24 protein-coding genes are annotated in these 24042 nt (G+C 69.1%); 10 read left to right on the forward strand and 14 right to left on the reverse strand.

Annotated elements, in window-relative coordinates:
- Window positions 1-85: 85 nt before the first annotated feature.
- Genes H9L17_RS09405 through H9L17_RS09420 form a run of 4 tightly spaced genes read right to left on the reverse strand, consistent with a single transcriptional unit; the run spans window position 86 to window position 4588 of the window.
- Entirely contained in the window at window positions 86-1393 is a 1308-nt protein-coding gene (locus H9L17_RS09405; protein WP_187569213.1) for an ABC transporter permease, read from the reverse strand.
- Between the two features lie 12 nt (window positions 1394-1405).
- Window positions 1406-2563 carry an ABC transporter permease gene (locus tag H9L17_RS09410; protein ID WP_187569214.1) on the reverse strand — a complete coding sequence of 386 codons (1158 nt, stop codon included), beginning with the start codon at window positions 2561-2563 and terminating at the stop codon, window positions 1406-1408.
- Between the two features lie 13 nt (window positions 2564-2576).
- The gene (locus tag H9L17_RS09415) at window positions 2577-3266 is read right to left on the reverse strand and encodes an ABC transporter ATP-binding protein (RefSeq protein WP_187569215.1); all 690 of its coding nucleotides are present in this window, start codon (window positions 3264-3266) and stop codon (window positions 2577-2579) included.
- A 59-nt stretch (window positions 3267-3325) separates the two neighbouring features.
- Window positions 3326-4588, reverse strand: coding sequence for an efflux RND transporter periplasmic adaptor subunit (locus tag H9L17_RS09420; protein ID WP_187569216.1), 1263 nt, complete (start codon window positions 4586-4588; stop codon window positions 3326-3328).
- A 288-nt stretch (window positions 4589-4876) separates the two neighbouring features.
- Between H9L17_RS09420 and H9L17_RS09425 the strand changes: the two genes are divergently transcribed.
- The 5 genes from H9L17_RS09425 to H9L17_RS09445 all read left to right on the forward strand — a co-directional run bounded on the left by H9L17_RS09425 (window position 4877) and on the right by H9L17_RS09445 (window position 8924).
- A complete protein-coding gene (locus H9L17_RS09425; RefSeq protein WP_187569217.1) occupies window positions 4877-5800 on the forward strand; it encodes an ABC transporter ATP-binding protein in 924 nt (307 codons plus the stop codon).
- A complete protein-coding gene (locus H9L17_RS09430; protein WP_187569218.1) occupies window positions 5800-6576 on the forward strand; it encodes an ABC transporter permease in 777 nt (258 codons plus the stop codon). Before H9L17_RS09425 ends, H9L17_RS09430 begins: the two co-directional genes overlap by 1 nt.
- Before the next feature lie 55 nt (window positions 6577-6631).
- Complete coding sequence (locus tag H9L17_RS09435) at window positions 6632-7813, forward strand: sensor histidine kinase (RefSeq protein WP_246455066.1); 1182 nt, start codon at window positions 6632-6634, stop codon at window positions 7811-7813.
- Entirely contained in the window at window positions 7810-8412 is a 603-nt protein-coding gene (locus tag H9L17_RS09440; RefSeq protein WP_187569219.1) for a response regulator transcription factor, read from the forward strand. Before H9L17_RS09435 ends, H9L17_RS09440 begins: the two co-directional genes overlap by 4 nt.
- 83 nt (window positions 8413-8495) lie before the next feature.
- Complete coding sequence (locus H9L17_RS09445; RefSeq protein WP_187569220.1) at window positions 8496-8924, forward strand: hypothetical protein; 429 nt, start codon at window positions 8496-8498, stop codon at window positions 8922-8924.
- A gap of 39 nt (window positions 8925-8963) precedes the next feature.
- Here the strand turns inward: H9L17_RS09445 and H9L17_RS09450 are convergent, their stop codons facing one another.
- Window positions 8964-9527 carry a cytochrome b gene (locus H9L17_RS09450; RefSeq protein ID WP_187569221.1) on the reverse strand — a complete coding sequence of 188 codons (564 nt, stop codon included), beginning with the start codon at window positions 9525-9527 and terminating at the stop codon, window positions 8964-8966.
- On the reverse strand, window positions 9524-10609 hold the full coding sequence (locus H9L17_RS09455; protein WP_187569222.1) for a catalase family peroxidase: 1086 nt from the start codon (window positions 10607-10609) through the stop codon (window positions 9524-9526). Before H9L17_RS09455 ends, H9L17_RS09450 begins: the two co-directional genes overlap by 4 nt.
- A 123-nt stretch (window positions 10610-10732) precedes the next feature.
- Here H9L17_RS09455 and H9L17_RS09460 point away from each other — a divergent pair, with 123 nt between their 5' ends.
- Entirely contained in the window at window positions 10733-11257 is a 525-nt protein-coding gene (locus tag H9L17_RS09460) for an RNA polymerase sigma factor (protein WP_187569223.1), read from the forward strand.
- Window positions 11254-11997 (forward strand): anti-sigma factor family protein, encoded by a 744-nt coding sequence (locus H9L17_RS09465; protein WP_187569224.1) that lies wholly within the window; start codon window positions 11254-11256, stop codon window positions 11995-11997. Before H9L17_RS09460 ends, H9L17_RS09465 begins: the two co-directional genes overlap by 4 nt.
- 15 nt (window positions 11998-12012) lie before the next feature.
- Here the strand turns inward: H9L17_RS09465 and H9L17_RS09470 are convergent, their stop codons facing one another.
- From H9L17_RS09470 to H9L17_RS09500, 7 genes are all read right to left on the reverse strand, one after another.
- The gene (locus H9L17_RS09470; RefSeq protein ID WP_187569225.1) at window positions 12013-13389 is read right to left on the reverse strand and encodes a leucyl aminopeptidase family protein; all 1377 of its coding nucleotides are present in this window, start codon (window positions 13387-13389) and stop codon (window positions 12013-12015) included.
- Window positions 13386-14099 carry an HAD family hydrolase gene (locus tag H9L17_RS09475; protein WP_187569226.1) on the reverse strand — a complete coding sequence of 238 codons (714 nt, stop codon included), beginning with the start codon at window positions 14097-14099 and terminating at the stop codon, window positions 13386-13388. Before H9L17_RS09475 ends, H9L17_RS09470 begins: the two co-directional genes overlap by 4 nt.
- 23 nt (window positions 14100-14122) lie before the next feature.
- Window positions 14123-15244, reverse strand: coding sequence for an AI-2E family transporter (locus tag H9L17_RS09480; protein ID WP_187569227.1), 1122 nt, complete (start codon window positions 15242-15244; stop codon window positions 14123-14125).
- Window positions 15241-15567: a hypothetical protein gene (locus H9L17_RS09485; protein ID WP_187569228.1), complete on the reverse strand. Its 327-nt coding sequence runs from the start codon at window positions 15565-15567 to the stop codon at window positions 15241-15243. The genes H9L17_RS09480 and H9L17_RS09485 overlap by 4 nt, the downstream gene beginning before the upstream one ends.
- Window positions 15564-16121, reverse strand: coding sequence for a phage holin family protein (locus tag H9L17_RS09490; protein WP_187569229.1), 558 nt, complete (start codon window positions 16119-16121; stop codon window positions 15564-15566). Before H9L17_RS09490 ends, H9L17_RS09485 begins: the two co-directional genes overlap by 4 nt.
- A 9-nt stretch (window positions 16122-16130) precedes the next feature.
- Window positions 16131-16487, reverse strand: a complete 357-nt coding sequence (locus tag H9L17_RS09495) for a hypothetical protein (protein ID WP_187569230.1) — start codon at window positions 16485-16487, stop codon at window positions 16131-16133.
- A gap of 61 nt (window positions 16488-16548) precedes the next feature.
- The gene (locus tag H9L17_RS09500; protein WP_187569231.1) at window positions 16549-17979 is read right to left on the reverse strand and encodes a Do family serine endopeptidase; all 1431 of its coding nucleotides are present in this window, start codon (window positions 17977-17979) and stop codon (window positions 16549-16551) included.
- Between the two features lie 546 nt (window positions 17980-18525).
- Here H9L17_RS09500 and H9L17_RS09505 point away from each other — a divergent pair.
- The 3 genes from H9L17_RS09505 to H9L17_RS09515 all read left to right on the forward strand — a co-directional run bounded on the left by H9L17_RS09505 (window position 18526) and on the right by H9L17_RS09515 (window position 22179).
- Window positions 18526-20676, forward strand: a complete 2151-nt coding sequence (locus H9L17_RS09505) for an adenosylcobalamin-dependent ribonucleoside-diphosphate reductase (RefSeq protein WP_187569232.1) — start codon at window positions 18526-18528, stop codon at window positions 20674-20676.
- Between the two features lie 183 nt (window positions 20677-20859).
- Complete coding sequence (locus tag H9L17_RS09510) at window positions 20860-21330, forward strand: hypothetical protein (protein WP_187569233.1); 471 nt, start codon at window positions 20860-20862, stop codon at window positions 21328-21330.
- An 81-nt stretch (window positions 21331-21411) separates the two neighbouring features.
- Entirely contained in the window at window positions 21412-22179 is a 768-nt protein-coding gene (locus H9L17_RS09515) for a TSCPD domain-containing protein (protein ID WP_187569234.1), read from the forward strand.
- Between the two features lie 258 nt (window positions 22180-22437).
- On the opposite strand, the gene H9L17_RS09520 is transcribed toward H9L17_RS09515, so the two are convergent.
- The gene (locus H9L17_RS09520; RefSeq protein ID WP_187569235.1) at window positions 22438-23430 is read right to left on the reverse strand and encodes a hypothetical protein; all 993 of its coding nucleotides are present in this window, start codon (window positions 23428-23430) and stop codon (window positions 22438-22440) included.
- Between the last annotated feature and the right edge of the window lie 612 nt (window positions 23431-24042).

Consider the following 24042-nt stretch of genomic DNA (forward strand, 5'->3'; position numbering starts at 1 on the left):
TGCTTCGATCGGAACGAACAGCTGGCGGTGAAGGCCGCGTGCGCGTGACGCAGCTCGCTATCCAGCGAGCTGCGTCGCACTCATGTCACGCGCTGCGCAACGCCTCCGTCACCGGCAGCCTTGCCGCCCGCAGCGCGGGGAACAGGCCGCCGACCAGGCCGATGCCTAGCGCCCACTTCAGGCCGGTCCACGCCAGCTCGGGGCTGACCTTGAACTGGAACACCACCTGGCTGAAGTTGTTGCCCAGCGTGCTGACCGTGTAGCCGTTGAACACGATCCAGGCGATGGCCGCGCCGAGCAGGCCGCCCAGCAGCGCCAGCAGCATCGTCTCCAGCATCACCGCGGTGACCACCGGCAGGCCGCGGAAGCCGAGCGCGCGCAGGGTGGCGATCTCGCGGGCGCGGCCGGCGACCGCGGCGTACATGCTGTTGAGCGCGCCGAACACCGCGCCGATCGCCATGATCGCGCCGATCACGGTGCCGAGGATCTTGATCAGCTTGGTCAGGCCCTCGGACTGCTTGCCGTAGTAGTTGCGGGTGGTGTCGACGTCGAGCTTCAGGCGCGGGTCGCCGGCCAGCGCGGCCTTGAGCTGCTTGAAGCCGGACTTGCCCGCCAGCTTCACCGTCACCGACTGGAAGGCGTTGCGCTGGTAGGCCGGGCCGAGCACGTCGGCGTCGGTCCACAGTTCGGAGTCGTGCGAATCCTTCGCTTCGAACACGCCCACCACCGTCCACATCTGGTTGGCGAGCTTCAGCTGCTGGCCGACCTCCAGCCCGCGGAACTGCCGCTGCGCACCCTTGCCGATCACGATTTCGCGCAGGCCCGGGTTGAACCTGCGGCCCTCGACGATCTTCAGCTGCGGGCGGATCGCCCAGCCCGCCGGGCCCACGCCGCGGAACTGCACGTTGGCGTCGGTGCCGTCGGCCTTGGTCGGCAGGTTCACCACCTGTGACAGCTCCGGCGAGGCCAGCGCCTTGCCGTCCGCGCCGCGGGCGATGCCGGGCAGGGACGAGATCAGCGGCGACTGATCGCGGGTGATGACCGAATTGGTTTCCGCCTGCGAACCGGCGCGCAAAATAATCGCGGTGCTGTCGTCGCCGGTCCGGTCGAGCGTGGCCTTGAAGCCTTCGCCCATCGCCAGCATCGCCACCAGCACGCCGACCACGCCGGCGATGCCGATCACGATGACGCTGGACGCGCCCCAGCGCTGCGGCAGCCCGGCGATGCCGATCTTGGTCGCCTCGCGCGCCAGCCGGCCGCCGCGGGTGGCGAACAGCCACAGTGCGATGGCGACGACCACGGCGAGCACGGCGAACCAGGGCAGCAGGATCCAGGCGGCCAGCAGCACGACGAGCATGAGCACGGTCAGCAGGCCAGAGAAGAATCGTTTCATGTGGTGTTCTCCTTATCGGCCAGCCAGCGCATCGACGATGTTCAACCGCATCCCGCGGATCGCCGGCAGCAGCCCGACCAGCAGGCCGATGCCGACCATCAGCGCCAGCCCCATGCCCCAGGTCTGCCCCAGCAGGCCCGGCAGCTGCACCAGCCCGCCGCTGGCGGCGCTGACCGCCGGCACGATGGCCGCGGCGATCGCCAGGCCCAGCAGGCCGCCCAGCACCACCAGCAGCACCGACTCGGCCAGCACCAGGCCCAGCACGCTGCGGTCGCTGAAGCCGATGGTCTTGAGCACCGCCAGCTCGGGAATGCGCTCGCGCACCGCTTGCGCCATGGTGTTGCCGGTCAGCAGCAGCAGGGTGAAGAACACCGCGCCCATGATCGCGGAGACGATCAGGCCGATGTCGGCGAACTGCTTGGCGAAGCTCTGGTTGAACGCGGCCTCGCTCTGGGTCTTGGTTTCGTGGTCGGAGTTTTCGCTGAGCTTGTCGATGGCCTTGGCCACGCGGTCGGCGGCGTCGCCGCTGGTCGGTTCGACGATGAACCAGCCCACCCGGCCCTTCACGTAGTCGTTGGCCTCGTCGAAGTACTTCCAGTGGAAGAACAGCACGCGTTCCTGCGCCTTCTGCTTGGGATCGTCGACGCGGTAGATGCCGCGCAGGGTGAACTGCCAGTCGTTGCTGCCGTGGGTGGGGAAGATGGTGGCCTGCATCGGGATGGTGTCGCCGACCTTCCAGCCGAACTGCTTGGCCAGCGCCTCGCCGACGATGGCGCCGCGCTGGTCGGCCAGCCACGCCTTCTTCTGCGCGTCCGGCAGCTTGAATTCCGGATACAGGTCGAGGTAGTCGGGGCTGACGCTGAAGTTGGCGAAGAAGTTCTTCGGGTCGCGGTAGATGCCGCCGAACCACGCCGCGAAGGCGGCCTTCTTCACGCCCGGCACCGCGCGCACCTGCGCGTCCAGGCTGTACGGCAGCATCTGCGTGATCGACAGCCGCGACATCGTCACCATGCGGTTGGCGCCGGCCACGCTGCCGCCGGAATTGAAGGCGACGCGCACCGAATCCAGCATCCCGAACAGCAGGAACGCCGCCACCACCGACAGCAGGGTGAGCAGGGTGCGGGTCTTGCTGCGCGAGAGCGCGGCCCAGACGAGATGGAAGTACTTCATGGTGGCCTCCGGCTCAGACGTGCGCGGACTGCTCGACCAGGTTGCCCTTGTCGAGATGCAGCGTGTGCGTGGCGTACTCCGCGGCCTTCGGGTCGTGGGTCACCATCACGATGGTCTTGCCGTGGGTGCGGTTGAGTTCCTGCAGCAGGCCGAGGATTTCCTCCGCCGAGGCGCGGTCGAGGTCGCCGGTGGGTTCGTCGCAGATCAGCAGGGTGGGGTCGGAGACGATGGCGCGGGCGATCGCGACGCGCTGCTGCTGGCCGCCGGACAGTTCGTTCGGGCGGTGCTTGCCGCGATCCTTCAGGCCGACCAGCTCCAGCGCGACCGCCGCGTTCTGGCGGCGCTGCGCGGCCGACAGCCTGGTCAGCAGCAGCGGCAGCTCGACGTTCTTCTGCGCGTTCAGGGTCGGCATCAGGTTGTAGAACTGGAACACGAAGCCGACGTTGTTGCTGCGCCAGTGCGCCAGCTGGCCGGAGCCCATCTTCTCGATGTGCTGGCCTGCGATCTCGATGCTGCCGGAAGTGGGTGAATCCAGCCCGCCGATCAGGTTGAGCAGGGTGGTCTTGCCGGAGCCCGACGGCCCCATCAGCGCCACGAAGTCGCCGCGGTCGATGTCGAGGTCGATGCCGCGCAGCACGTCCACGTTCTCCGGGCCGCGCTGGTAGGTCTTGTGCAGGTTGCGGATGCTGACGAGGGTGGTCATGGATCGGATCTCCTGATGTTCGTTTCGTCGTTCGTTGTTAGAGGGAACGACAGTGATCGTCATTCGTTGTTCGCGTCGGCGGCCGAATCCTCACGCGCCACCGTCACGCGCGCGCCGTCGGCCAGCGTGTCCGGCGGGTCGAGCACGACCTGCTCGCCGCCGTTCAATCCTTCCAGCACCTCGCGGTCGTCGCCCAGCGTGCGGCCCAGCTTCAGCGCGCGCTGCGCGACCTTGTCGCCGGCCACCACGAAGGCCACGTCCTTGTCGCCGCGCTGCGCGATCGCCGCGCCCGGCGCCAATACGCCAGGCTTCACGTCGGCCTGCGCGGGCTTGGTTTCCTCCAGGAAGCCGACGCGCGCGCCCATGTCGGGCACGATGCGGGCGTCGCCCTTCGCGTCCAGTCCCACCCGCACACGCACCGTGGCCTTGCCGCGGTCGGCGGCGGGGATGATGGCGATGACCTTGCCCGGGATCTTCCATTCCTGGTAGGCGTTGAGCACGGTCTCGGTGGGCATGCCGGGCTTCACCCGGCCGATGTAGGCCTCGCCCACTTCCACCTCGACCTCAAGGCTGTTCATGTCGACAATCGTGCCGATGCCGGTGCGGGTGTAGCCGCCGCCGGCCGACAGCGGCGAGACGATCTCGCCCGGCTGCGCCGCCTTCGCGATGACCACGCCGGCGAACGGCGCGCGCACGATGGTGTTGTCCACGCCATTGTCGGCGATGCGCAATCCGTCGCTGGCGACCTGCGCGTTGCGCTGCGCGGTGGCGAGCTGGGCGCGCAGGGCGTCGCGCGAGGCCACCGCCTGGTCGTACTGCGCGCGCGACACCAGCTTCTGCCCGACCAGCGCGGACAGGCGCGCGGCGTTGGCTTCGGCTTCCTTCAGCTGCGCCTGCACGCTGGCGATCTGGCTGCGCGCCGCCTCCAGCTGCGAGGCCGACAGCGTGCGCTGCGCGTCGGCGTCGACCGGGTCCAGCCGCGCCAGCACCTGGCCTTCCTCGACGTGCTGGCCTTCCTCGATCAGGATCTCGCGCACCTTGCCGGTGACCTTGGCCGAGACCGTGGCCATCCGCCGCGCTACCACGTAGCCGGTCGCGTCCAGCACCGATGCGCTGGCCGTGCCGCCGTTGCCGATCGCCACGACCTCGGCGGTGCGCACCTCGACGCCCTTGCCGCCGCGCAGCGCGAAGAACGCGCCCGCCGCCAGCACCGCCACGCCGGCCACCGCCAGCCCGATCCACAGCCCCTTGCGCGAAGGCGGGGGCGGCGGCGCGGCGCGGTCGATCTTCAGGGAATTGAGCAGGTCGGCGGATGTGTTCATGGGCTGCGCGAGAGGGAAACGGGGAAGGCGGGCGGGCGCGACGGAAGCCGCCGCGCGGCGTGACGGCCACCTTCCTGCATGCGAACCGCCATGTCAAGCGTCCTTTACATGCCGGAGCCGGTGGCCGGATGCGGCGTCGCGCCTCCCTTGCCTGTCCTGTGCGAACAAGGCTAACGGCGCCGCCCGCGCCGGTCAGGTGACGGTTGTCAGGTGATTCGGCTGACGGCGGCGAATGTCACGACCGCCGCCCGCGGCCGAGCATGGCGCCCTCATCCAGGGAGAACATCCATGCAGGCCGAACGAGCGGTGATGGCGAGGTTGCGGGGCGCGCGCAAGCGCTACGGGGCGGTCGAGGCGCTGCGCGGCATCGACCTGGAGCTGCGCGGCGGCGAACTGCTGGCCCTGCTCGGGCCGAACGGCGCCGGCAAGACCACGGCGATCGGCCTGCTGTTGGGATTGATCCGCGCCGATGCCGGCACGGTCGAACTGTTCGGGCGCGACCCGCAGGACATCGACGCGCGCCGCAACATCGGCGTGATGCTGCAGGACGCTTCGCTGCCGCCGACGCTGAAGGTCGGCGAGCTGCTGCGGCTCACCGCCAGCTACTACCCGGCGCCGCGCGGCGTGGCCGAGGCCGCCGCGCTGGCCGGCGTGGCCGACCTGCTGGCGCGGCCCTACGCCAAGCTGTCGGGCGGCCAGCAGCGGCGCGTGCAGTTCGCGGTCGCGCTGTGCGGCCGGCCGCGCCTGCTGTTCCTCGACGAGCCGACCGTGGGCATGGACATCCAGGCCCGGCAGAAGCTGTGGGCGGCGATCCGCGCGCTGGTCGCCGAGGGCTGCGGCGTGGTGCTGACCACGCACTACCTGGAGGAAGCCGAGGCGCTGGCGGATCGCGTCTGCGTGCTGGCGCACGGCCGCATCGTCAGCGAGGGCAGCGTCGACGCGCTGCGCGCGCGGGTCGCGCGCAAGCGCGTGTGGTGCGCGACCGCGCTGCCGCTGGAGCGCATCAAGACGTGGCCGGAAGTAGTGGAGGCCGCGCGCGACGGCGACCGCCTGTGCCTCGCCACCGAGTTCCCCGAGCTGCTGGTGCGCCGCCTGCTGGCCGAAGACCTGTCGCTGTCCGCGCTCGAAGTGCGCACCGCCGACCTGGCCGAAGCCTTCACCCAACTCACCGACGCGGCCGATGCGGCCGCCAGCCAACCCGAGGCCGCCTGATGGACGCCAACGCCAACCCCGTTTCCGCCTCGATGCCGCCGTCGCGCACGTTCGGCGCCTACGTCGAGGAAGCGCGCTGCGAAGTGCTGCGCTACCTGCGCAACCCCGGCTTCCTGCTGCCGATCATCCTGTTCCCGAACGTGTTCTACGTGATGTTCGGGATCGTGTTGAACCACGGCAATGGCGAGGCCGCGCGCTACATGCTGGCCAGCTACAGCACGTTCGGGGTGATGGCGCCGGGCCTGTTCGGCTTCGGCGTGTCGCTGGCGCTGGAGCGCGACAGCGGCCTGCTCACCCTCAAGCGCGCGCTGCCGATGCCGCCGGGCGCCTACCTGCTCGGCAAGATGCTGATGGCGGTGCTGGTGGCGCTGGTGGTCGGCGCGCTGCTGCTGGCGCTCGCGCTGGGCGTGTCGCACGCGCCGCTGGCGCCTTCGCAGATGGCCGCGCTGCTGGCCGTGGATGCGCTCGGCGTGCTGCCGTTCTGCGCGCTCGGCCTGCTGGTCGGCACCTGGCTGAAGGGGCAGGGCGCGCCCGGCCTGCTGAACATGATCTACCTGCCGATGGCGTTCCTGTCCGGGCTGTGGTTCCCGCTGCACATGATGCCAGCGGTGCTGCGCCAGTTCGCGCCGGTCTGGCCGAGCTACCACCTCAACGCGCTGGCGCTGTCGGCGGTCGGCTTCGACAGCGGCGCGCGCTGGCCGCACGTGCTGGTGCTGGCCGGCTTCACCGTGGCGTTCCTGCTGCTGGCCGCGCGCCGTCTGCGCCGCCACGGTTGAAGTAGCATCTGCGCGGGCGATGGCGGACGCGATGGGCGGGAACGGGATGGTGGCGATGCGGCACGGATGGCGCGACCGCGCGCGGCGCGCGCTGGGCAGGGCGTTCGCGTCCGCGCCGGATTCCTCGGCCGCGCGCGCGCGGATCCGCGGCAAGTCGCCGTGGACCGATACGGTGCACCTGCTGTGGTCGGTGTGGATCTTCATCACCCCGCTGTTCGGCGGCGGTTACGACCTGCGCTGGTGCCTGCTGACGCTGGCGTCCTACCCGCTGTTCCTGTGGCTGTACGCCAAGGTCCTGCTGGCGCCGCGCCGCATCGCGCCGCGCTACGCGTTGGGCATGGTGGCGCTGAGCTTCGCCCTGCTGCCGTGGTATCCGTCCGGGCTCAGCTATTTCGTGTTCGGTTGCGTGATGCTGGGAACCGGCTACCGCGGCCGGATCGTCCGCTACCTGCTGTGCATCCTGCTGTTGAACGGCTTGCTCTACCTGTACGCGCTTCGGCTCGGATATCCGTGGCAATCGCTGGTCTCGATGCTGCCGATCACGGTGGTCATCGGCGTGATCGTCGGCGTCGAATCGGCGGCCAGCGAAAAGGACCTGGCGCTGCAGCTCTCGCACGACGAGGTGCGGCGGCTGGCCGCGACCGCCGAACGCGAGCGCATCGGCCGCGACCTGCACGACCTGCTCGGGCACACGCTGTCGCTGATCACGCTGAAGCTGGAACTGTCGCGCAAGCTGATCGACCGCGACACCGCGCGCGCGCGCATGGAGATCGCCGACGCCGAGCAGGTCGCCCGACACGCGCTGGCCGAAGTGCGCGCGGCGGTGACTGGCTTCCGCGCCGCCGACCTGGCTGCGGAGCTGGCGTCGGCGCGGCTGCTGCTGGAATCCTCGGCGGTGACGCTGGACTACGACGCGCCGCCGCCGCTGTCGCCGGACATCGAACGCCCGCTCGCGCTGGTGCTGCGCGAGGCGGCGACCAACATCGCCCGCCACGCGCACGCCTCGCGCGCCGAGGTGCGGTTCGCGCGCGAGGGCGGCCAGCTGCGCATGCGCATCGCCGACGACGGCCGCGGCAGCGACGGCGCCGAGGGCAACGGCATCGTCGGCATGCGCGAACGCGTGCACCAGCTCGGGGGAAACTTCGCGTTCGCATCCAAGCGCAGCGGCACCACCTTGGACGTGGTGTTGCCGCTGCCATCCGCCGACCCGGCGCTGGTCGTGGGAGCTGACGCATGATCCGCATCCTGCTGGCCGAAGACCAGGCCATGCTGCGCGGCGCGCTGGCCGCGCTGCTGGGCATGGAGTCTGACATCGAGGTGGTCGGCGCCGCCGCCGACGGCGAGGCCGCTTGGCGCGAGCTGCAACGGCTCAAGCCCGACCTGCTGGTCACCGACATCGAGATGCCCGGCCTGACCGGGCTGGAATTGGCGCAGCGCATCCAGCGCCACGAACTGCCGGTGAAGGTGGTGGTGGTCACCACCTTCGCCCGCGCCGGCTTCCTGCGCCGCGCGCTGGACGCAGGCGTGTGCGGCTACCTGCTCAAGGACGCGCCCGCCGAACAGCTGGCCGAAGCGCTGCGCAAGGTGCACCGCGGCGGCCGCGCCATCGACCCGCAGCTGGCGCTGGAAGCCTGGGGCGAAGCCGATCCGCTCAACGACCGCGAGCGGCAGGCGCTGCGGCTGGCCGGCGAGGGCCTGTCCGCCGGCGAGATCGCGCAGCGGCTCAACCTCTCGCACGGTACCGTGCGCAACTACCTGTCCGAGGCCATCGGCAAGCTCGGCGTCGGCAACCGCATCGAGGCGTACAGGCTGGCGCGACAGAAGGGTTGGCTGTAGCGGTCAAAGAATCCGCCGTGCGCCGTGCAGCGCGCACCTCGTCGGCGTAGGCTGCCCCGATCCAATGGGGAGGAGACGCCGCGATGCATCCCACGAAACGTCCGTCGTGGTTCTGGCCGGTATCGGCGCTGGCGCTGCTGTGGAACCTGGTTGGCCTGCTGATGTTCTGGAAGCAGGTCACGCTCACGCCGGAAGCAGTGGTGGCGCTGCCGCCGGAGCAACAGCAGATCCACGCGGCGATGCCGGACTGGGTCTACGTGCTGTTCGGCGTCGCCGTGATCGCCGGCGTGCTCGGCGCGCTCGGCCTGCTGCTGAAGCGGCGCTGGGCGAGGCCGCTGCTGCTGCTCTCGTTCCTGGCGGTGACCGCGCAAATGGTGTCGGCCTACGCGACCACGCCGGCATGGGCATTGACCGGCGCGGCCAGCGCGGCGTTCCCGCTGCTCCTGATCGTGGTCGCGCTGCTGCTGTGGCTGTTCGCGCGCAGGGCAAGCGCGCGCGGCTGGATCCGCTGAGCGGGCGTCGCGGGCAAGGGCGCTTGCTTCCGCACGCGATCACTCCAGTGGCGTTTCTTCCGTCGCAGGCCGGCGGGCGCCGCGGGCCATGCTGGGGAACACGCCATCCCGGCGCACCCAGGCATGGAGCAGCGCCGCGGACAGATGCGCCAGCACGATGGCGAACAGCGCATACGCCAGCCAGCCGTGCGCGCTGCGCAGCCCGGCGTAGAGCAGCGGATCGCGCGGCGCGATCGGCGGCAGCTGTAGCGCGGGCGTCATCTGCACCGGGAAGCCGCCGGCCGACAGCATCGCCCAGCCGAGCAGCGGCATCGCCAGCATCAGCGCGTACAGCAACCAGTGCGAGGCGTGCGCGGCCAGCGCCTGCCAGCGCGGCAGGTCGGCGGGTAGCGGCGGCGGTGCGTGGCGCAGGCGGTTGCCAAGCCGGAGCAGCGCCAGCAGCAGGATGGCGATGCCGAGAGGACGATGCAGCGCGATCAGCCATTCGCGCTGGCTGATCGAAGCCACCATCGCCACGCCGACGAACAGCATGGCGACGATCATCGCCGCCATCGTCCAGTGCAGCGTCCGCGCCAGCGGGTTGAAATGGGTCGGTGCGTTCATCGTGTGTCTCCCTGGACGGTGGCCTCCGGCGCCTGGTCGCGGGCGATTTCGCGCTCACGGCGGTTGTAGGACTGCGAATACACGCCGGCGCGCGCGGCCAGCACTGGGTCGTCGGACGGGGCGATGCCGTCGGGCAGCACGGTCGGGTCGTAATTGACGTCGCGGCAGGCGCCTCCGGCCTGCGCTTGCGTGGCGTCCAGTTCCAGCGTGCCCGCCACCACCTGCCGGCGATTCGAGGGCCAGGCTTGCGACGGATCGTCGACCGCGTCGCCCGGTTCCGCCACGGTCAGCACCAGGTCCCAGCGCAGCGGGCCGTCCGCCAGCCGCGCGCGTAGGTCGTCGGCGAGGTAATCGGCTTCGGCATCTTCGCGCAGGGACTTCTCCATCGCCGCGAACGCCAGCCGCGGGCGCATCGACCAGCGCACGGAGCGGACGTTCCCGGCCGCGTCGGTGAAGCGGAATGCGTTGACGCTGTTGAACTGCGTGTTGGCCCAGCTGTCCGGCCATGGTGCGGTTTTCGCCCACTGCTGGAACTTCGCGATTTCCGGGTGTTTGCGCAGCAATTCCGCCATCTTCGCCGGATCCGGCTTGCCGGTGGCCGGGTCGGGGCGGCTGGCCATGGCCTGGTCGTAGAAGCCCTGCGGGGTGTTGACCGCGAAGAACGGGAAATTGTTCATCGCCATCCGCCACTGCTGGCCGTCGGTGCCGGTCAGCAGCAGGGCCATGCTGCGCACGCGCGCGGTGGCGTCCGGCGCATGCGGATCGCCGCCGGCGATCGACAGACGGCCCAGCACCGGCGTGGTCGCGCCGGGCGCGAGCATGCCGGCGCGGGTCAGTGCCGCGCCATCGCCGCTGCCGGTGAAGCGGCCGGTGACGCACACGCCCTTGGCATGGGCGCGGCGGAAACCGGGATACGCCTTGCCGTTGCCGGCCTCGATGGCATCGGTGAAGCGTTGTGCGGTCAGGCGCGGGCCGCCTACCCAGCCGGCGGTCCAGGCGAACGCGCCGGCAAGCGCGGCGGCGATGGCGGCGATGGCGGCCAGCGGCCACGCGCGCCGAAGCCGGGAGTGGAATGCGGACATGCGGCATCCTTCGAGGGAAGATGCAGGTAGGACGCGCCAGGGCGGCGGTTATTCCGCGGCGCTGCGATGGAATAAATCGCGGCTTCGCGCGTCACACGCAGGTAGCCATCGGAACGCGGCGGAATGGACGAACATGACGAACGCGAATTGCAGGCGCTGCTGCCGGCGCTGCGGCGCTTCGCTCGCTCGCTGTGCGCGGATGCGACCGATGCCGAAGATCTGGTGCAGGCCGCGCTGGAACGCGCGCTGTCGGGCTGGCGTGGTCGTCGCGACCGGGCGGCTCTGCAGCCATGGCTGTTCTCGATCCTGTACCGACGCTTCCTCGACGAGCGCCGCCGCGAAGCGCGCTGGAGCCGGCTGCGCGCGCTGTTCGCGGGTCGCGCCGAAGAAGAGCCCGAACTGGCACCATCGCCCGAGCGCGTGCATGCCGGGCGCGAGCAACTGGCCGCGTTCGTGCGCCTGCCGGCCGAGCAGCGCGCGGTGCTGCTGCTGGTGGCGGTGGAAGGCTTCGGTTATCGCGAGGCCGCCGAGACGCTGGGCGTGCCGGTCGGCACCGTAATGTCGCGCCTGTCGCGCGCTCGCGAACGCCTGCATGCGCTGGACGCGGGCGACCGCACCGATGCCCCCGCCTTGAGGATCCTGAAATGAGCGAACCCGTCAGCGAAGATGATCTGCATGCCTGGCTGGACGGGCAGTTGCCGGCCGCACGCCGGGCCGAGGTGGAGGCCTGGTTGCGTGCGCATCCGCGCGATGCAGCGCGGGTGGAGGGCTGGCGTTGCGATGCCGCCGCCCTGCGTGCGGCGCTGGCCGGGCAGGCGTTGCCGGATGCGCCGGGGCTGTCGCCGCGTGCGCTGCGTCGGCGCACGGCCGCGCGCAAACGCGCGCGCGTCGGGATGGCGGCCGCGCTGGTGCTGTCGCTGGGCTGCGGTTCGCTGCTCGGCTGGCAGGCGCGCGGACGCCAGGAGGCCGCCGGGAATCCGCCGATGGCCGACGCCGTCGCCGCCTATCGCCTGTTCGCCGGGGACGGCGCGCCGCTGGCGTTCGACGGCGGCGGCCATGCGGCCATGCAGGACTGGCTGCGCGCCCATTTCGGCAAGACCGGCGCGATCCCCGACCTCACCTCGCAAGGCTATGCCCTGGCGGGTGGCCGCCTGTTGTCCACGCCCGAAGGGCCGGCGGCGATGCTGGTGTATCGGGATGCCGGGGATGCCCGCATCGCCCTGTACCTGCGCCCGCGCACGGCGCGGCTGGCGCAGCCCGGCGAGCGTCGCGACGGCCGCCTGCTGGCGCAATACTGGGTGGAAGGCAGCACCGCGTTCGCGCTGGTGGGGCCGGCGACTGATGCCGCGCTGCGGCGGCTGGCGCCTTTGCTGCGCGGCGACGCCTGACCGGCGCTGCGCGTTTCAGCCGCCAGCGCGCGCTTTCAGCATCGCGTAGCAGGCGCGCAGGCCCTGCGCCTCGCCACCGGCTGGCTTGCCGGGGCGGTCGCTGTCGTTCCAAGAATAGACGTCGAGGTGAGCCCAGCGCGTGCCCTCGGCGATGAAGCGCTCCAGGAACAGCGCGGCGGTGACGCTGCCGGCCATCGTCGTGTTGCTGGCGTTGGCGAGGTCGGCGATGTGGCTGGTGAGGTAGCGCAGGTACGGGCGCCACAGCGGCATCCGCCACAGCGGGTCGCGCTGCCGCATGCCGGCGTCGAGCCAGTCGCGCGCAAGCTGCTCGTCGTTGGCGTACAGCGCCGGCAGGTCGGGGCCGAGCGCCACGCGCGCCGCGCCGGTCAGGGTGGCGAAATCCAGCAGCAGGTCGGGCGACAGCTCGCAGGCGCGCGCCAGCGTGTCGCTGAGCACGATGCGACCTTCGGCGTCGGTGTTGTCGATCTCCACGCTCACGCCCTTGCGGGTGGCGATGACTTCGCCGGGGCGGAACGCGTTCGGGCCGATGGAATTCTCCACCGCGGCGATCAGCAGGGTGATCCGCAGCGGCAGCTTGCGCGCCATCACCAGCTCGGCCAGCGCCAGCGCGTGCGCCGCGCCGCCCATGTCCTTCTTCATGTTGCGCATGCCGACGCTGGTCTTGAGGTCCAGTCCGCCGGTGTCGAAGCACACGCCCTTGCCGCAGAAGGCGACATGCGGATGCGACGCGTCGCCCCAGCGCAGTTCGATCAGCCGCGGCGCGCGGTGCGAGGCGCGGCCGACCGCGTGGATCGCCGGGTAGTTCCGCGCCAGCAGCTCGTCGCCGGCGATCACCTCGATGGCCGCGCCGTGCGCCTGGGCGATGCCGCGCGCCGCCGCTTCCAGCTCATCCGGGCCCATGTCCTCGGTCGGTGTGTTGACCAGATCGCGCACGCGCGCGCAGGCGGCCAGCAGGTCGAAGGTCTCCGCGTCGAACGCGTCCGACGCCAGCCGCGGCAGCGGGCGGTTGTTCTGCTTGTAGCGGTCGAAGCGGTAGCAGCCCAGGCCCCAGCCGAGTTGCAGCGCCTTGCGCGCGTCGTCGTCCATTTCGCTTGCGAGCCGCCAGTCGCCCACCGGCAGCGCGCGCGGCGCGTGCGCGTGGGCCAGCGGGTCGTGCGCGTCCTCGACGCCGATCACCGCGCCGGCGACACGTCCGTCGGCATCGGCCCAGCTCTGCGCGCTGCCGGCGCCGGCGTCGAAGCGCTGCGCGTCCAGCCACGCCCGCACCGGCGCTGGCTGCGCCTCGCGCCAGGCGGCGAAGCCGGACTTGCCGACGACGTGCAGCGGCAGCGCGGCGTCGGTGGAAGCGGTGAAACCGGCGGGCAGGCTCATGCGGCTTTCTCGAAGAGGAGGCCCGCGTCCAGCCGGTCGGCCAGCGCGGTCAGGGTGGTGACGTGCAGGTCGGCCGGCGCGACTGCGGCCGGCCAGGCGTGGTCGCCGCGGTCGATCCAGCAGCTGCGCAGGCCGGCGTTGGCGGCGCCGGCGACGTCCATGTGCGGATGGTCGCCGACGTGCAGGATTTCGCTGGGCGCGAAGCCCAGCCGGCGGCAGGCTTCGTGGAACAGGCCGGCGTCGGGTTTGGCCGCGCCGTATTCGCGTGCGCCGAGCTGGAACCGGAACAGGCCGGCGATGCCGATCGCGGCGAGGTCGGCGTTGCCGTTGGTCAGCGCGGCCACCGGCAGGTGCGCGGCGATGCGGCGCAGGCCGTCCAGCGCGTCCGGATAGAAGTCCACGCGGTTGCGCTCGCGGAAGAAGATCGCGTACGCCGCGCTGGCCAGCGCCGGATCGTCGCCGCTTTCCTTCAGCGCGCGCTCGATGGTCAGCCGCCGCAGCAGGCCGAGGTCGTGCGCGTGCTGCGGGAACTCGGCGAACACGCGTTCGCGCAGCGCGCGCATCTCGGCGATCGGGAAGCGTTCGGCGGTGCGGGGGCTGTGCTCGGCGAACCAGGCGTGCAGGGTGGTCTCGATGCGCTCGCCGATGGGCGCGAACGGCCACAGGGTGTCGTCGAGATCGAAGGTGATGGCGCGGATGGACGGATTCACGCCGGCATTGTAGGCCGCGCCGGCTACTCCAGCAGCCTGGCCCAGCCCTCCATGCCTTCCAGCCGGGCCAGCACGATCTTCACGCAGACCAGCATCGGCACCGCCAGCAGCAGCCCGACGATGCCCCACAGCCAGCCGAACACCATCAGCGCCAGGATCAGCACCAGCGGCGACAGCGCCATCCGCCGGCCAAGCACGATGGGCGTAACGATCTGCCCTTCCAGCGTGTGCAGGCCGAGGTAGATCGCGGCCGGCACCAGCGCGCGCAGGGTTTCGTCGTAGCTGGCGAAGCCCATCAGCAGCATCGCGGCGATGCCGATCAGCGGGCCGACGTAGGGCGCGAAGTTGAGCAGCATCGCCATCGTGCCCCACAGCAGCGCCTCGTCCAGCGGCACGTCGAGCAGGAAGAACAGGCAGCCGGCGAACACCAGGCCCACCACCGCGTTGATCGCGCTGATGGTGAGCACGTAGCGGCTGACCTCGGTTTCGATGGCCTGCAGAATCTCCACCGTCAGCTTCTTCTTCTGCCGGTCCGGCAGCAGCGCGATGGCGTGGCGCTGCAGGTCCTGCCCGTAGACCATGAAGAAGAACGTCAGCAGCACCACCGCCAGCACGCCGGCGACCACGCGCGGGGTGGCGGTCAGCGACTTGTACGGATCGTTCGCTTCGGTGCGCACGATCTGCACCGGCTTCGCGGTGCTCTCGCCGCCGGCGGCGCGGGCGATGTTCTCCGCCGCCTTGTTGGCGTCCTGCACCGGCTTGGTCAGCTTCTGTAGTTTCGGCGCCAGCGTGCGCAGCTCGCGCGGGGCTTCGCGGATCCATTCGCCGGCCGGCTGCACCAGCTGCTGGCCCAGCAGCATCGTCAGCGCGATGCCGCTGCACAGCACCGCCAGTGCGGCCAGGAAGCGCGGGATGCGGATGCGTTGCAGCAGGCGGATGATCGGGTTGCCGATCAGCGCGAAGAACATCGCCAGCAGCACCGGCAGGATCAGGTCCTGGCTGGCCCACAGCGTGTAGGCGACCGCCAGCGTCGCCAGCACCACCAGCGACATCGGCGCGCGCGGGCGCGGTGCGGGCGGCGCGGGTTCGCCGGTGGCGGAAGGTGTCGCGGGAACCGGCGCGGAAGCGTCGATGGGCGCGTTCATGGCGAGGGCGGCGTCTCAGGCGGGTTGTTGGACGGATCGGGTTGGAGTTCCTCGGCCGCCGCCTGCGCGGCCTGCACGCCGACGAACAGCGGCGTCAGCGCGCGCAGCAGGTCGAGCACGCCGCCGCTGCCGGCCAGCCGCAGCGGCTTGGCGCGGCCGGCGGCGAAGCCGGCCGCTAGCCCGGCGACGACGATCCGGCCCGGCGTCCAGGCCGCGCGCCAGGTCGCCTTGAACTGCGTCCACTGCCTGCGCGTGCGCTGTTCGCGCACTTCCACCGCCTGTTCGGCCTGGCGGACGCGGTTGACCAGCGCATCGAGGCTCACGGCTGCGGCTCCTGCGGCGGGCGCGTCGTCGCATCCGCACCGTCATCAGGTTGCGGAGGCGCAGGCGTCGCGGATTTGCGTTCGTCGTCTTCGTCGAAGCCGCGCATCAGGTCGTCCAGCGCGCTGAGCCCGAGCCGCGCGAGCTGCCGGCGGCTGGCGTGCATGCCGGTGTGTCCGAAATAGCGCACGGCGGCGAGCGCGGCGATGGCGGTCGTCGCGATGCTCAGCAGCGCGGCCAGCAGCAGCGACAACAGCCAGGACAGTCCGGTGGCCTGCAGCGCGGCGATCAGCGTCGCCATCAGCAGCAGCCAGGCCGAACCGCCGAACGCCACCGCCACGCCGGCGCAGACCAGCGCACGGGCCAAGGCGCCGCGCGCCAGCGCGAAGTCGGCGGTGACCAGGATGCGCAGCGCCTGCAAGGTGTCGCGCGCCGCGCGCAGGCCGGCGCGGCCGTCCTCGCCCAGCAGGCGCAGCGCCTCGCCGACGCCAGGCGCGGCTGCGCCGTCGTGCGCGCGATCCGCCTGCGCGTCGCCCGTCCGCTCCCCGTCGGTCATGCCGGGCGCTTACTTGTCGCTGCGGCCGAGCTTGGAAATGATCCAGCCGGCGGCGAAGGCGACGCCGAAGGCGGCCAGCGGACGCTCGCGGATCAGTTCGGCGGCGCTGTCGAGCAGGTCGCGGCCCTTGTCCATCAGCGCGCTGGCCTGTTCGCTGGCCGCGCTGCCCAGGTGTTCGGCGGCGCTCAGGCCGGAGATCGCGCCGTCGGCCAGTTCCGCCTTCACCTGCGCCTTGCCTACCCGCAGTTCGTCGCCGGCCGCGCCGGCCGCGCTCTTGACCGCGCCGCCGGCGGCGGTGGCCGCCTGCTTCAGATGCGTGCCGGCCTCGCCCAGATTGCTCTTGACCGCTTCGGTGTGTTCGCTCATCTGCCGCGTCCTCGGTGTGGGAGTGTCGGGTCAGTGTCGCACCGTTCGGGTGAGGATCGCGTCAGCGCATCGGCACGTTGTAGGCGCGGCCGTTGCGCAGCACCTGCAGCACCAGCTGGTCGCTGCTGCGCGACAGGCTGGCGCGGAAGCCGGTGAGGTCGCTGAAGTCGCCGGTGCTGGCGGTGAGAATCACGTCGCCGGGCTGCAGGTAGTTCTGCTGCGCGCGGCTGCCGCGTTCCACCTTTTCCACCAGCACGCCGGCCAGGCCCTGGCGGCGCAGCGATTCCGGCAGTTCGGCGAAGCTGGCGCCGGTCAGGCGCGCGTCGAGCTGGGCGCCATCCAATGCCTTCGGCGCTTCGCGCAGGCCGCTGGTGATCTGCAGCGGCTTGCCGTCGCGCAGCAGGTCCAGCGCCACCTTGGCGTCCGGCGCCTGCAGGCCCTGGAAGTTGCGCAGCGCCTCGGCGTTGTCGATCGCCTGGCCGTTGGCGGCCGTCACCACGTCGCCCACCTTCAGTCCGGCCGCGCCGGCGGCGGAGCCCGGATAGACGCGGGTGACCACCGCGCCGCGCGTTTCGGCCAGGCCCAGGCCCTTGGCGATGCGCGCGTCCACGTCCTGGGTGTCGATGCCCAGCGTGCCGCGCCGGACCACGCCGCCGTTCAGCAGCTGGTCCTTGATGCGGGTGGCGAGGTTGGCCGGAATCGCGAAGCCCAAGCCGATGTTGCCGGCCATCGACCCGCGCGGGTTGAAGCTGGCGGTGTTGATGCCGACCAGCTCGCCGTTGAGGTTGACCAGCGCGCCGCCGGAGTTGCCGGGATTGATGCTGGCGTCGGTCTGGATGAAGTTCTGGTAGCCGGCGCCCGGCAGGTTGTTGCGGCCGACCGCCGACACGATGCCGCTGGTCACGGTCTGGCCGACGCCGAACGGATTGCCGATGGCGACGACGAAGTCGCCGATCTGCAGCTGGTCGCTGTTCGCCACCGGAATGGCGGTCAGGTGCTGCGCCGGGATGCGCATCAGCGCGATGTCGGTGTCGGCGTCGTTGCCGACGAACTCGGCCTTCAGCGTGCGTCCGTCGGCCAGCGTCACCTGCACCTCGTCGGCGTCCTCGACCACGTGGTTGTTGGTCAGCACCAGTCCGCGCTGCGCATCGACGATGACGCCGGAGCCCAGCGACTGCGCGATGCGTTCGGCCGGGATGCCGAAGATGCGGCGGAACACCGGGTCGTCGCCGAACGGCGTGTTCACCCGCACCCGCTGCTTGGTGTTGACGCTGACCACCGCCGGCAGCACGCGTTTCAGCATCGGCGCCAGCGAGGGCATCGGCACCCCGTTGACCGCGGTGGGCAGGGCCGCGGCGGCCGGCACGGCGGCGGCGGGCGTCGGCGCGGCCTGCGCCGGCTGTTCCAGCATCAGGTTCAGGCCGGTGGCGGCGAAACCGCCGAACGCGGCGGCGGCGGTGAGGGCGAGCAGGGTCTTGGTGGCGGTCTTCATGCGGCGATTCGGCGTGAATGGCGGTGCAACGGACAAGTATTGCCGAGTCTCGCCGGGGATCGCGCAATCGCGGCTGAAGGCGGTGGCCGGAGGCGGGATCGGCCGGCGCCGATCACGCACCGCAACATGCGCGCCGCATTCAGTTTTTGCCCCGCCGCGCGGTCGGAAAACGCGAAAGCCGCGTCGCTGGTGGATGTCAGCCCGGCCTGCCGGATTGCAAGCCGTCGCGGGCGGATTTTTGGCGTTGACTTGGGCCCGGGCGGTGGTAAGGTCTTGCCGGTTGGGCCACTAGATCTAGTGGTTCGTTTTGCAGGAAGACCCAAAGCTAGTGGCGCAGGGGGCGCCGCCGGCCAAGGGAAACGACGTCGGCGGGGGAGCGGCGCGTGACGATGCAAGCACCGGCGGCAACGCCATCCAATCAGTGACAACGGCAGGCTGCGCGGCGTCGCGGCCCGCATCGTCGCCCCCGACGGATGCCGGGGGCGGGACATGGGCAACGGATCCACCACTGCGTGGGTCTATAACGACACAGGAGAGTCGAAGGGCATGAGCACGGCGAGGCTGGAAGCGGTGACCACGGACGCAAATCAGGACATCCCGATGCAGCCGGCGTCGGTGGACATCTGGGACAAGAAGTACCGCCTCAAGACCAAGGCCGGGCAGGCGCTGGATGCCGACATCGACGGCACCTACAAGCGCGTCGCCAAGGCGCTGGCCGAGGCCGAGCCCACCGCCGAGCTACAGCAGTACTGGCAGGAGCGCTTCACCTGGGCGCTGCGCCGCGGCGCGATCCCGGCCGGCCGCATCACCTCCAACGCCGGCGCGCAGGAGCACAAGCCCGCCACTTCGACGATCAACTGCACCGTCTCCGGCACCATTGAAGACTCGATGGACGGCATCCTCGACAAGGTGCACGAGGCCGGCCTGACCCTGAAGGCCGGCTGCGGCATCGGCTACGAATTCAGCACGCTGCGCCCGCGCGGCGCGTTCGTCGCCGGCGCGGGCGCGTACACCTCCGGCCCGATGTCCTTCATGGATATCTACGACAAGATGTGCTTCACCGTGTCCAGCGCCGGCGGCCGTCGCGGTGCGCAGATGGGCACGTTCGACGTCAGCCATCCGGACGTGAAGGACTTCATCCGCGCCAAGCGCGAGGACGGCCGCCTGCGCCAGTTCAACCTGTCGCTGCTCATCACCGACGGCTTCATGCAGGCGGTGGAGAACGACGCCGACTGGCCGCTGGTGTTCCCGGTGAACATCAAGGAAAAGGGCGAGATCGACCTGGACGACGCCGAGCAGGTGGTCTGGCGCGAGTGGCCGACCCACCGCAACTACATCGCCCGCGAAGACGGCCTGGTGGCCTGCAAGATCTACGGCCACATCCGCGCCCGCCACCTGTGGGACATGATCATGGTCTCGACGTACGACTACGCCGAGCCCGGGTTCATCCTGATCGACAAGGTCAACGAGATGAACAACAACTGGTGGTGCGAGACCATCCGCGCCACCAACCCCTGCGGCGAGCAGCCGCTGCCGCCCTACGGCGCCTGCCTGCTGGGGTCGGTCAACCTGACCAAGTTCGTGCGCAACGCCTTCACCGACCAGGCCGAGTTCGATTGGGAGGAATACAAGGAAGTCGTGCGCGTGTTCACCCGCATGCTGGACAACGTGGTCGAGGTCAACGGCCTTCCCCTGCAGCAGCAGCGCGACGAGATCATGCGCAAGCGCCGCCACGGCATGGGCTTCCTGGGCCTCGGCAGCACCATGACCATGCTGCGGATGAAGTACGGCAGCAAGGAGTCCTGCGAGTTCACCGAGCGCATCGCCCGCGACATGGCCGTGGCCGGCTGGGAAACCGGCCTTCAGCTTGCGAAGGAAAAGGGCGCCGCGCCGATCATGGACGAGGTGTTCACCGTCACTGCCGAAATGCTGCGCAAGCGCCCGGAAATGGTGCGCGACGGCTGGAAGCTGGGCCAGGAAATCCAGGGCAAGACCCTGCACGCCAAGTACAGCCGCTACATGCAGAAGGTGGCCGAAGTCGCGCCGGAGCTGGTCGAGGAACTGGCCGACATCGGCGCGCGCTTCACTCACCACAGCTCCATCGCCCCGACCGGCACGATCTCCCTGTCGCTGGCCAACAACGCCAGCAACGGCATCGAGCCGTCGTTCGCCCACCACTACAGCCGCAATGTCATCCGCGAAGGCAAGAAAACCAAGGAGAAGGTGGACGTGTTCTCCTTCGAGCTGCTGGCCTACCGCGAACTGGTGAACGCCAAGGCGATGCCGTTCGCCGAGGACGCGGCGGCCAAGCTGCCCGACTACTTCATCGCCGCCGACGACATCAGCCCGAAGGAACACGTGGACGTGCAGGCGGCGGCGCAGAAGTGGGTGGATTCGTCCATCTCCAAGACCGCCAACGTCCCCACGGACTACCCGTATGAGGACTTCAAGGACATCTACCGCTACGCCTACCAGAGCGGCTTGAAGGGCTGCACCACCTTCCGCTTCAACCCGGCCGCCTTCCAGGGCGTGCTGGTGAAGGAAGCCGACCTCGAAAACACCACCTACCGCTTCGAACTGGAGGACGGCCAGGTGGTGGAAGTGAAGGGCAACGAGCAGATCGAGTACGACGGCGAACTGCACACCGCGGCCAACCTCTTCGACGCCCTCAAGGAGGGGTACTACGGCAAGTTCTGATCCGCCGGTGGGCGACGCGCGCGGCGGGTCGGAAACGACCGCTGCACGCGCGCTCCAGCGGGTATAGGATCGCGCTGTTGTACCCACCAACCCACGCCCTGAGGAGGGCACATGAGCAACGGAGATGGAGTGACGGCAAAGCTGTCGGATGCCGTTGAAACTGCGAAAGAGAAGGTTGCGGAAGTGAGCGGCGCCGTCGCCAGCACCGCCAGCGCCACGGTGGCGAAGGCGAAGAAGGCGGCGAAGTCGGCGGAGAAGAAGGTCAAGACCGAAGTCGCCAAGGCCAAGAAGGCGGTCGGCAAGACCGTCGCGACGGCGAAGAAGAAGCTCGCCAGCGCCAGCGCCGATGCGAAGAAGGAAGTGGCCGCGCTGAAGAAGAAGGTGGCCGGCAAGAAGGCGGCGGCGAAGAAGACCGTCAAGAAGGATGTCGCCAAGGCGAAGAAGGCCGTCGGCGCCGCCAAGAAAGCGGTCAAGAAGGACGTCGCCAAGGTGAAGAAGGCGGTCGCCAAGAAGGCTCCGGCGAAGAAAGCCGCGGCCAAGAAGGCGGTGAAGAAGGCACCGGCCAAGAAGGCCGTCGCCAAGAAAGCGCCGGCCAAGAAGGCGCCCGCCAGGAAAGCAGTGAAGAAGGCCGTCAAGAAGGCCGCGAAGAAGTAAGCATGTCCCTGCGCCCGCCCGGCACGCCGGGCGTGGCGCGCAACCCGCACGCAACGCACGCAGACACGCAGAGTCAGGACCATGACCGTCAGGATCGAAAAGAAAATCAAGGGCTACGCCGTCGTCACCCCGGACGACAAGGCCAAGGAAAGCGCCAAGGCCGCGGAGGCCGCGCCGGTCGCTGCCTCCGACGACAACGTGATCCAGATGCACGAGCGCATCGAGCGCCCGGAAGTCCTGATCGGCAGCACCTACAAGATCAAGTCGCCGCTGGTGGAACACGCCATGTACGTGACCATCAACGACATCGTGCTCAACGCCGGCACCGAGCACGAACACCGCCGCCCGTTCGAGATCTTCATCAACTCCAAGTCGATGGAGCATTTCCAGTGGATCGTGGCGCTGACCCGCATTCTCTCGGCGGTGTTCCGCAAGGGCGGCGACGTCACCTTCCTGGTGGACGAGATGAAGGCGGTGTTCGACCCCAAGGGCGGCTACTTCAAGGCGGGCGGCGTGTACATGCCCTCGCTGGTCGCCGAACTCGGCAGCATCGTCGAGGACCACCTGAAGTCCATCGGCATGCTGCACGACCCCGAGATGAGCGACGCCCAGCGCGCGCTGATCGCCGAGAAGCGCCGCGCGTTCGAAGAACGCTCAAAAAAAAACGCTGACGCCGGCCCGGTAGGGCTGAGCAGTGCCGAGGAGCATCCGGAAGACATCGCCGTGACCGGCGACGGGGCCAGCTTCCCGCCCAGCGCGACCATGTGCCACAAGTGTTCGACCAAGGCGCTTGTTTTGATGGACGGGTGTGCGACTTGTTTGAATTGCGGTTATTCGAAGTGTGGATGAGGTAGCGGAGCCCGCTTGCCATGGCTTGGATAGTGTGCGGTACCCCATAAGGCGCTACTTTGGCCCCCATAAAGCGCTACTGCGAGACCCATAACTCGCAACTAGGGGACGGCCCCTTTGTGTACCGCCCAGCAGCCTCTCAGGTGCTTGGTTGGTCATGATTGCGCTGATCCCTGAGTTGGTCGTCGCAGTTGCCGTCGGCGAACTAATGATCATTGGCTCGCTCGGTGATGCATCACTCGGGCGCGGGCACACTGACTAACCGCTAGCGAATGATTCAGAGACCCCAAGAATTTCGCTGAGAATTGCGTCGGTCGATTGATACATCAACTCTTCTTGAGCTGCTCGCGTGAGCCGGCCACCGCGCCATCCCTCTATTGTCGACCCCTCGACTATGACATCGGGATACTCGACAAAACGGCCATCCTCTTCACGCGGCCGTAGTTCGCGCCGCGGTTGATACCACGCAGCATCCCGATAGGCCTCAATTAAGCGCCAATTGACGGCAAATGCAGTCGTAACCATCGGCAGGCTATCTCGTAGGGCCTCCATCAAGAACCGCAGATGTGGCCAGCATCGATGTGTCCAAGGCGCCTGAAGAAAACCTGGCAGGGCGCGGAAAAGGTCACGGGAGATAAGTGAAACTGCATCTACGTCGTTAGCTCTCTGAGCTGATCGCATGCAAAGCAGCAGGCCAATCAAGCCCCATGCATCTCCGCGATCTACAAGCGCACTTACTGCTTGCGGTTGAAGTGCCGGCGCGAATGGCAGCTGCGACTTGAATGGCGGTAGAAATGCCGCGGTGAAAGGGCGATCACTTAAAGGGAAGTGCCAGCCAAGTGAAGGGTCGGCGAGATATGTCTGACGCAGTTTGCTTAGAGTCGAGTCGCTTGGAGGCGCAGGGAGCAGTAAATCGTAAAGCGGAAGGCGGAACACCCATGCCGTCCCCGGCACCTTGGTTTCGATTCGTGCGACAAGACCGGGGGATGGGTTGCGCTTGAGTGCTAGCCATTTGTAGACAGCTTTCGAGTCTTGGAAGCGATCACGGCCGTCCTCCACATAGCGTCGACCGAATTCACCTGCCTCTAATCCGGTTAGCCAAAGAGCGTGGTCTAGCCACAGGCATGTGCGAAGCGAACTGATCTTGCTACGGATTTCGGCGGAAGAAAATGTGACGTCGAGCAAATTGTGGGGTTGTTCCGAGGCGTCTCGCATGCCGGAAAGTCTACCCCCCACGACGTTGGAGGACATGCAGATACTGGAGGCGACAAAACCGGATGACGCCCCATGTTTGGAAACGCTCGTGAGCAATACCTTCGCAATAAATATGGGGAGTTGCTGACCCTTGCAGATCTCGCGGAAGTCTTGAATTACACAAGCTTGCAGGCTGTGCGAAAGGCGCGGCAGCGTGGCTCTTTAGGCGTGACTGTCCAACACCTACCCGGGCGTCGTGGCTGGTTCGTGACCGCGTGTGTCGTTGCACGCTATCTAGACCAACTCGAAGAGCTGGCAAAAACTCGAGCAGAGGCCGGGAGGTGCGATATGACCTAACCGATCGATCTCTTCCACCATCTGCCCGGCCAAAAACACTTAGGGCCCGGATCTCTGGCAGGAGATCCGGGCCCGTAAAGCGATTAAGCAGTGCGCTTACTCGCGATAGTGCAGGAGGCGCGTGCTTGCTGTCAAGCCATCCAGGCTTTCCGAGCGCGCCAGCCGGGATCCTCAGAAACGCCGTGGGCTGAACCCAGCCTGCGGCTCATTGGACGATCCTACTATGCGAGTTTCCTCAGTTAGTCAGTGGGCGCCGACTGCCGACGCACCGAAAGATCCATGGTTCGCCAAGTGGCTGCCGGGTCCGAATGA

The organism is Thermomonas brevis, from assembly GCF_014395425.1.
GTDB classification, from domain to species: domain Bacteria; phylum Pseudomonadota; class Gammaproteobacteria; order Xanthomonadales; family Xanthomonadaceae; genus Thermomonas; species Thermomonas brevis.

Coding starts and splice junctions, on each gene's coding strand:
- H9L17_RS09455 (WP_187569222.1), bottom strand. CDS start 10,609: ATGTCCGCATTCCACTCCCGGCTTCGGCGCGCGTGGCCGCTGGCCGCC.
- H9L17_RS09445 (WP_187569220.1), top strand. CDS start 8,496: ATGCATCCCACGAAACGTCCGTCGTGGTTCTGGCCGGTATCGGCGCTG.
- H9L17_RS09470 (WP_187569225.1), bottom strand. CDS start 13,389: ATGAGCCTGCCCGCCGGTTTCACCGCTTCCACCGACGCCGCGCTGCCG.
- H9L17_RS09440 (WP_187569219.1), top strand. CDS start 7,810: ATGATCCGCATCCTGCTGGCCGAAGACCAGGCCATGCTGCGCGGCGCG.
- H9L17_RS09490 (WP_187569229.1), bottom strand. CDS start 16,121: ATGACCGACGGGGAGCGGACGGGCGACGCGCAGGCGGATCGCGCGCAC.
- H9L17_RS09495 (WP_187569230.1), bottom strand. CDS start 16,487: ATGAGCGAACACACCGAAGCGGTCAAGAGCAATCTGGGCGAGGCCGGC.
- H9L17_RS09480 (WP_187569227.1), bottom strand. CDS start 15,244: ATGAACGCGCCCATCGACGCTTCCGCGCCGGTTCCCGCGACACCTTCC.
- H9L17_RS09465 (WP_187569224.1), top strand. CDS start 11,254: ATGAGCGAACCCGTCAGCGAAGATGATCTGCATGCCTGGCTGGACGGG.
- H9L17_RS09460 (WP_187569223.1), top strand. CDS start 10,733: ATGGACGAACATGACGAACGCGAATTGCAGGCGCTGCTGCCGGCGCTG.
- H9L17_RS09520 (WP_187569235.1), bottom strand. CDS start 23,430: ATGTCCTCCAACGTCGTGGGGGGTAGACTTTCCGGCATGCGAGACGCC.
- H9L17_RS09420 (WP_187569216.1), bottom strand. CDS start 4,588: ATGAACACATCCGCCGACCTGCTCAATTCCCTGAAGATCGACCGCGCC.
- H9L17_RS09430 (WP_187569218.1), top strand. CDS start 5,800: ATGGACGCCAACGCCAACCCCGTTTCCGCCTCGATGCCGCCGTCGCGC.
- H9L17_RS09450 (WP_187569221.1), bottom strand. CDS start 9,527: ATGAACGCACCGACCCATTTCAACCCGCTGGCGCGGACGCTGCACTGG.
- H9L17_RS09405 (WP_187569213.1), bottom strand. CDS start 1,393: ATGAAACGATTCTTCTCTGGCCTGCTGACCGTGCTCATGCTCGTCGTG.
- H9L17_RS09415 (WP_187569215.1), bottom strand. CDS start 3,266: ATGACCACCCTCGTCAGCATCCGCAACCTGCACAAGACCTACCAGCGC.
- H9L17_RS09515 (WP_187569234.1), top strand. CDS start 21,412: ATGACCGTCAGGATCGAAAAGAAAATCAAGGGCTACGCCGTCGTCACC.
- H9L17_RS09505 (WP_187569232.1), top strand. CDS start 18,526: ATGAGCACGGCGAGGCTGGAAGCGGTGACCACGGACGCAAATCAGGAC.
- H9L17_RS09425 (WP_187569217.1), top strand. CDS start 4,877: ATGCAGGCCGAACGAGCGGTGATGGCGAGGTTGCGGGGCGCGCGCAAG.
- H9L17_RS09435 (WP_246455066.1), top strand. CDS start 6,632: ATGCGGCACGGATGGCGCGACCGCGCGCGGCGCGCGCTGGGCAGGGCG.
- H9L17_RS09500 (WP_187569231.1), bottom strand. CDS start 17,979: ATGAAGACCGCCACCAAGACCCTGCTCGCCCTCACCGCCGCCGCCGCG.
- H9L17_RS09410 (WP_187569214.1), bottom strand. CDS start 2,563: ATGAAGTACTTCCATCTCGTCTGGGCCGCGCTCTCGCGCAGCAAGACC.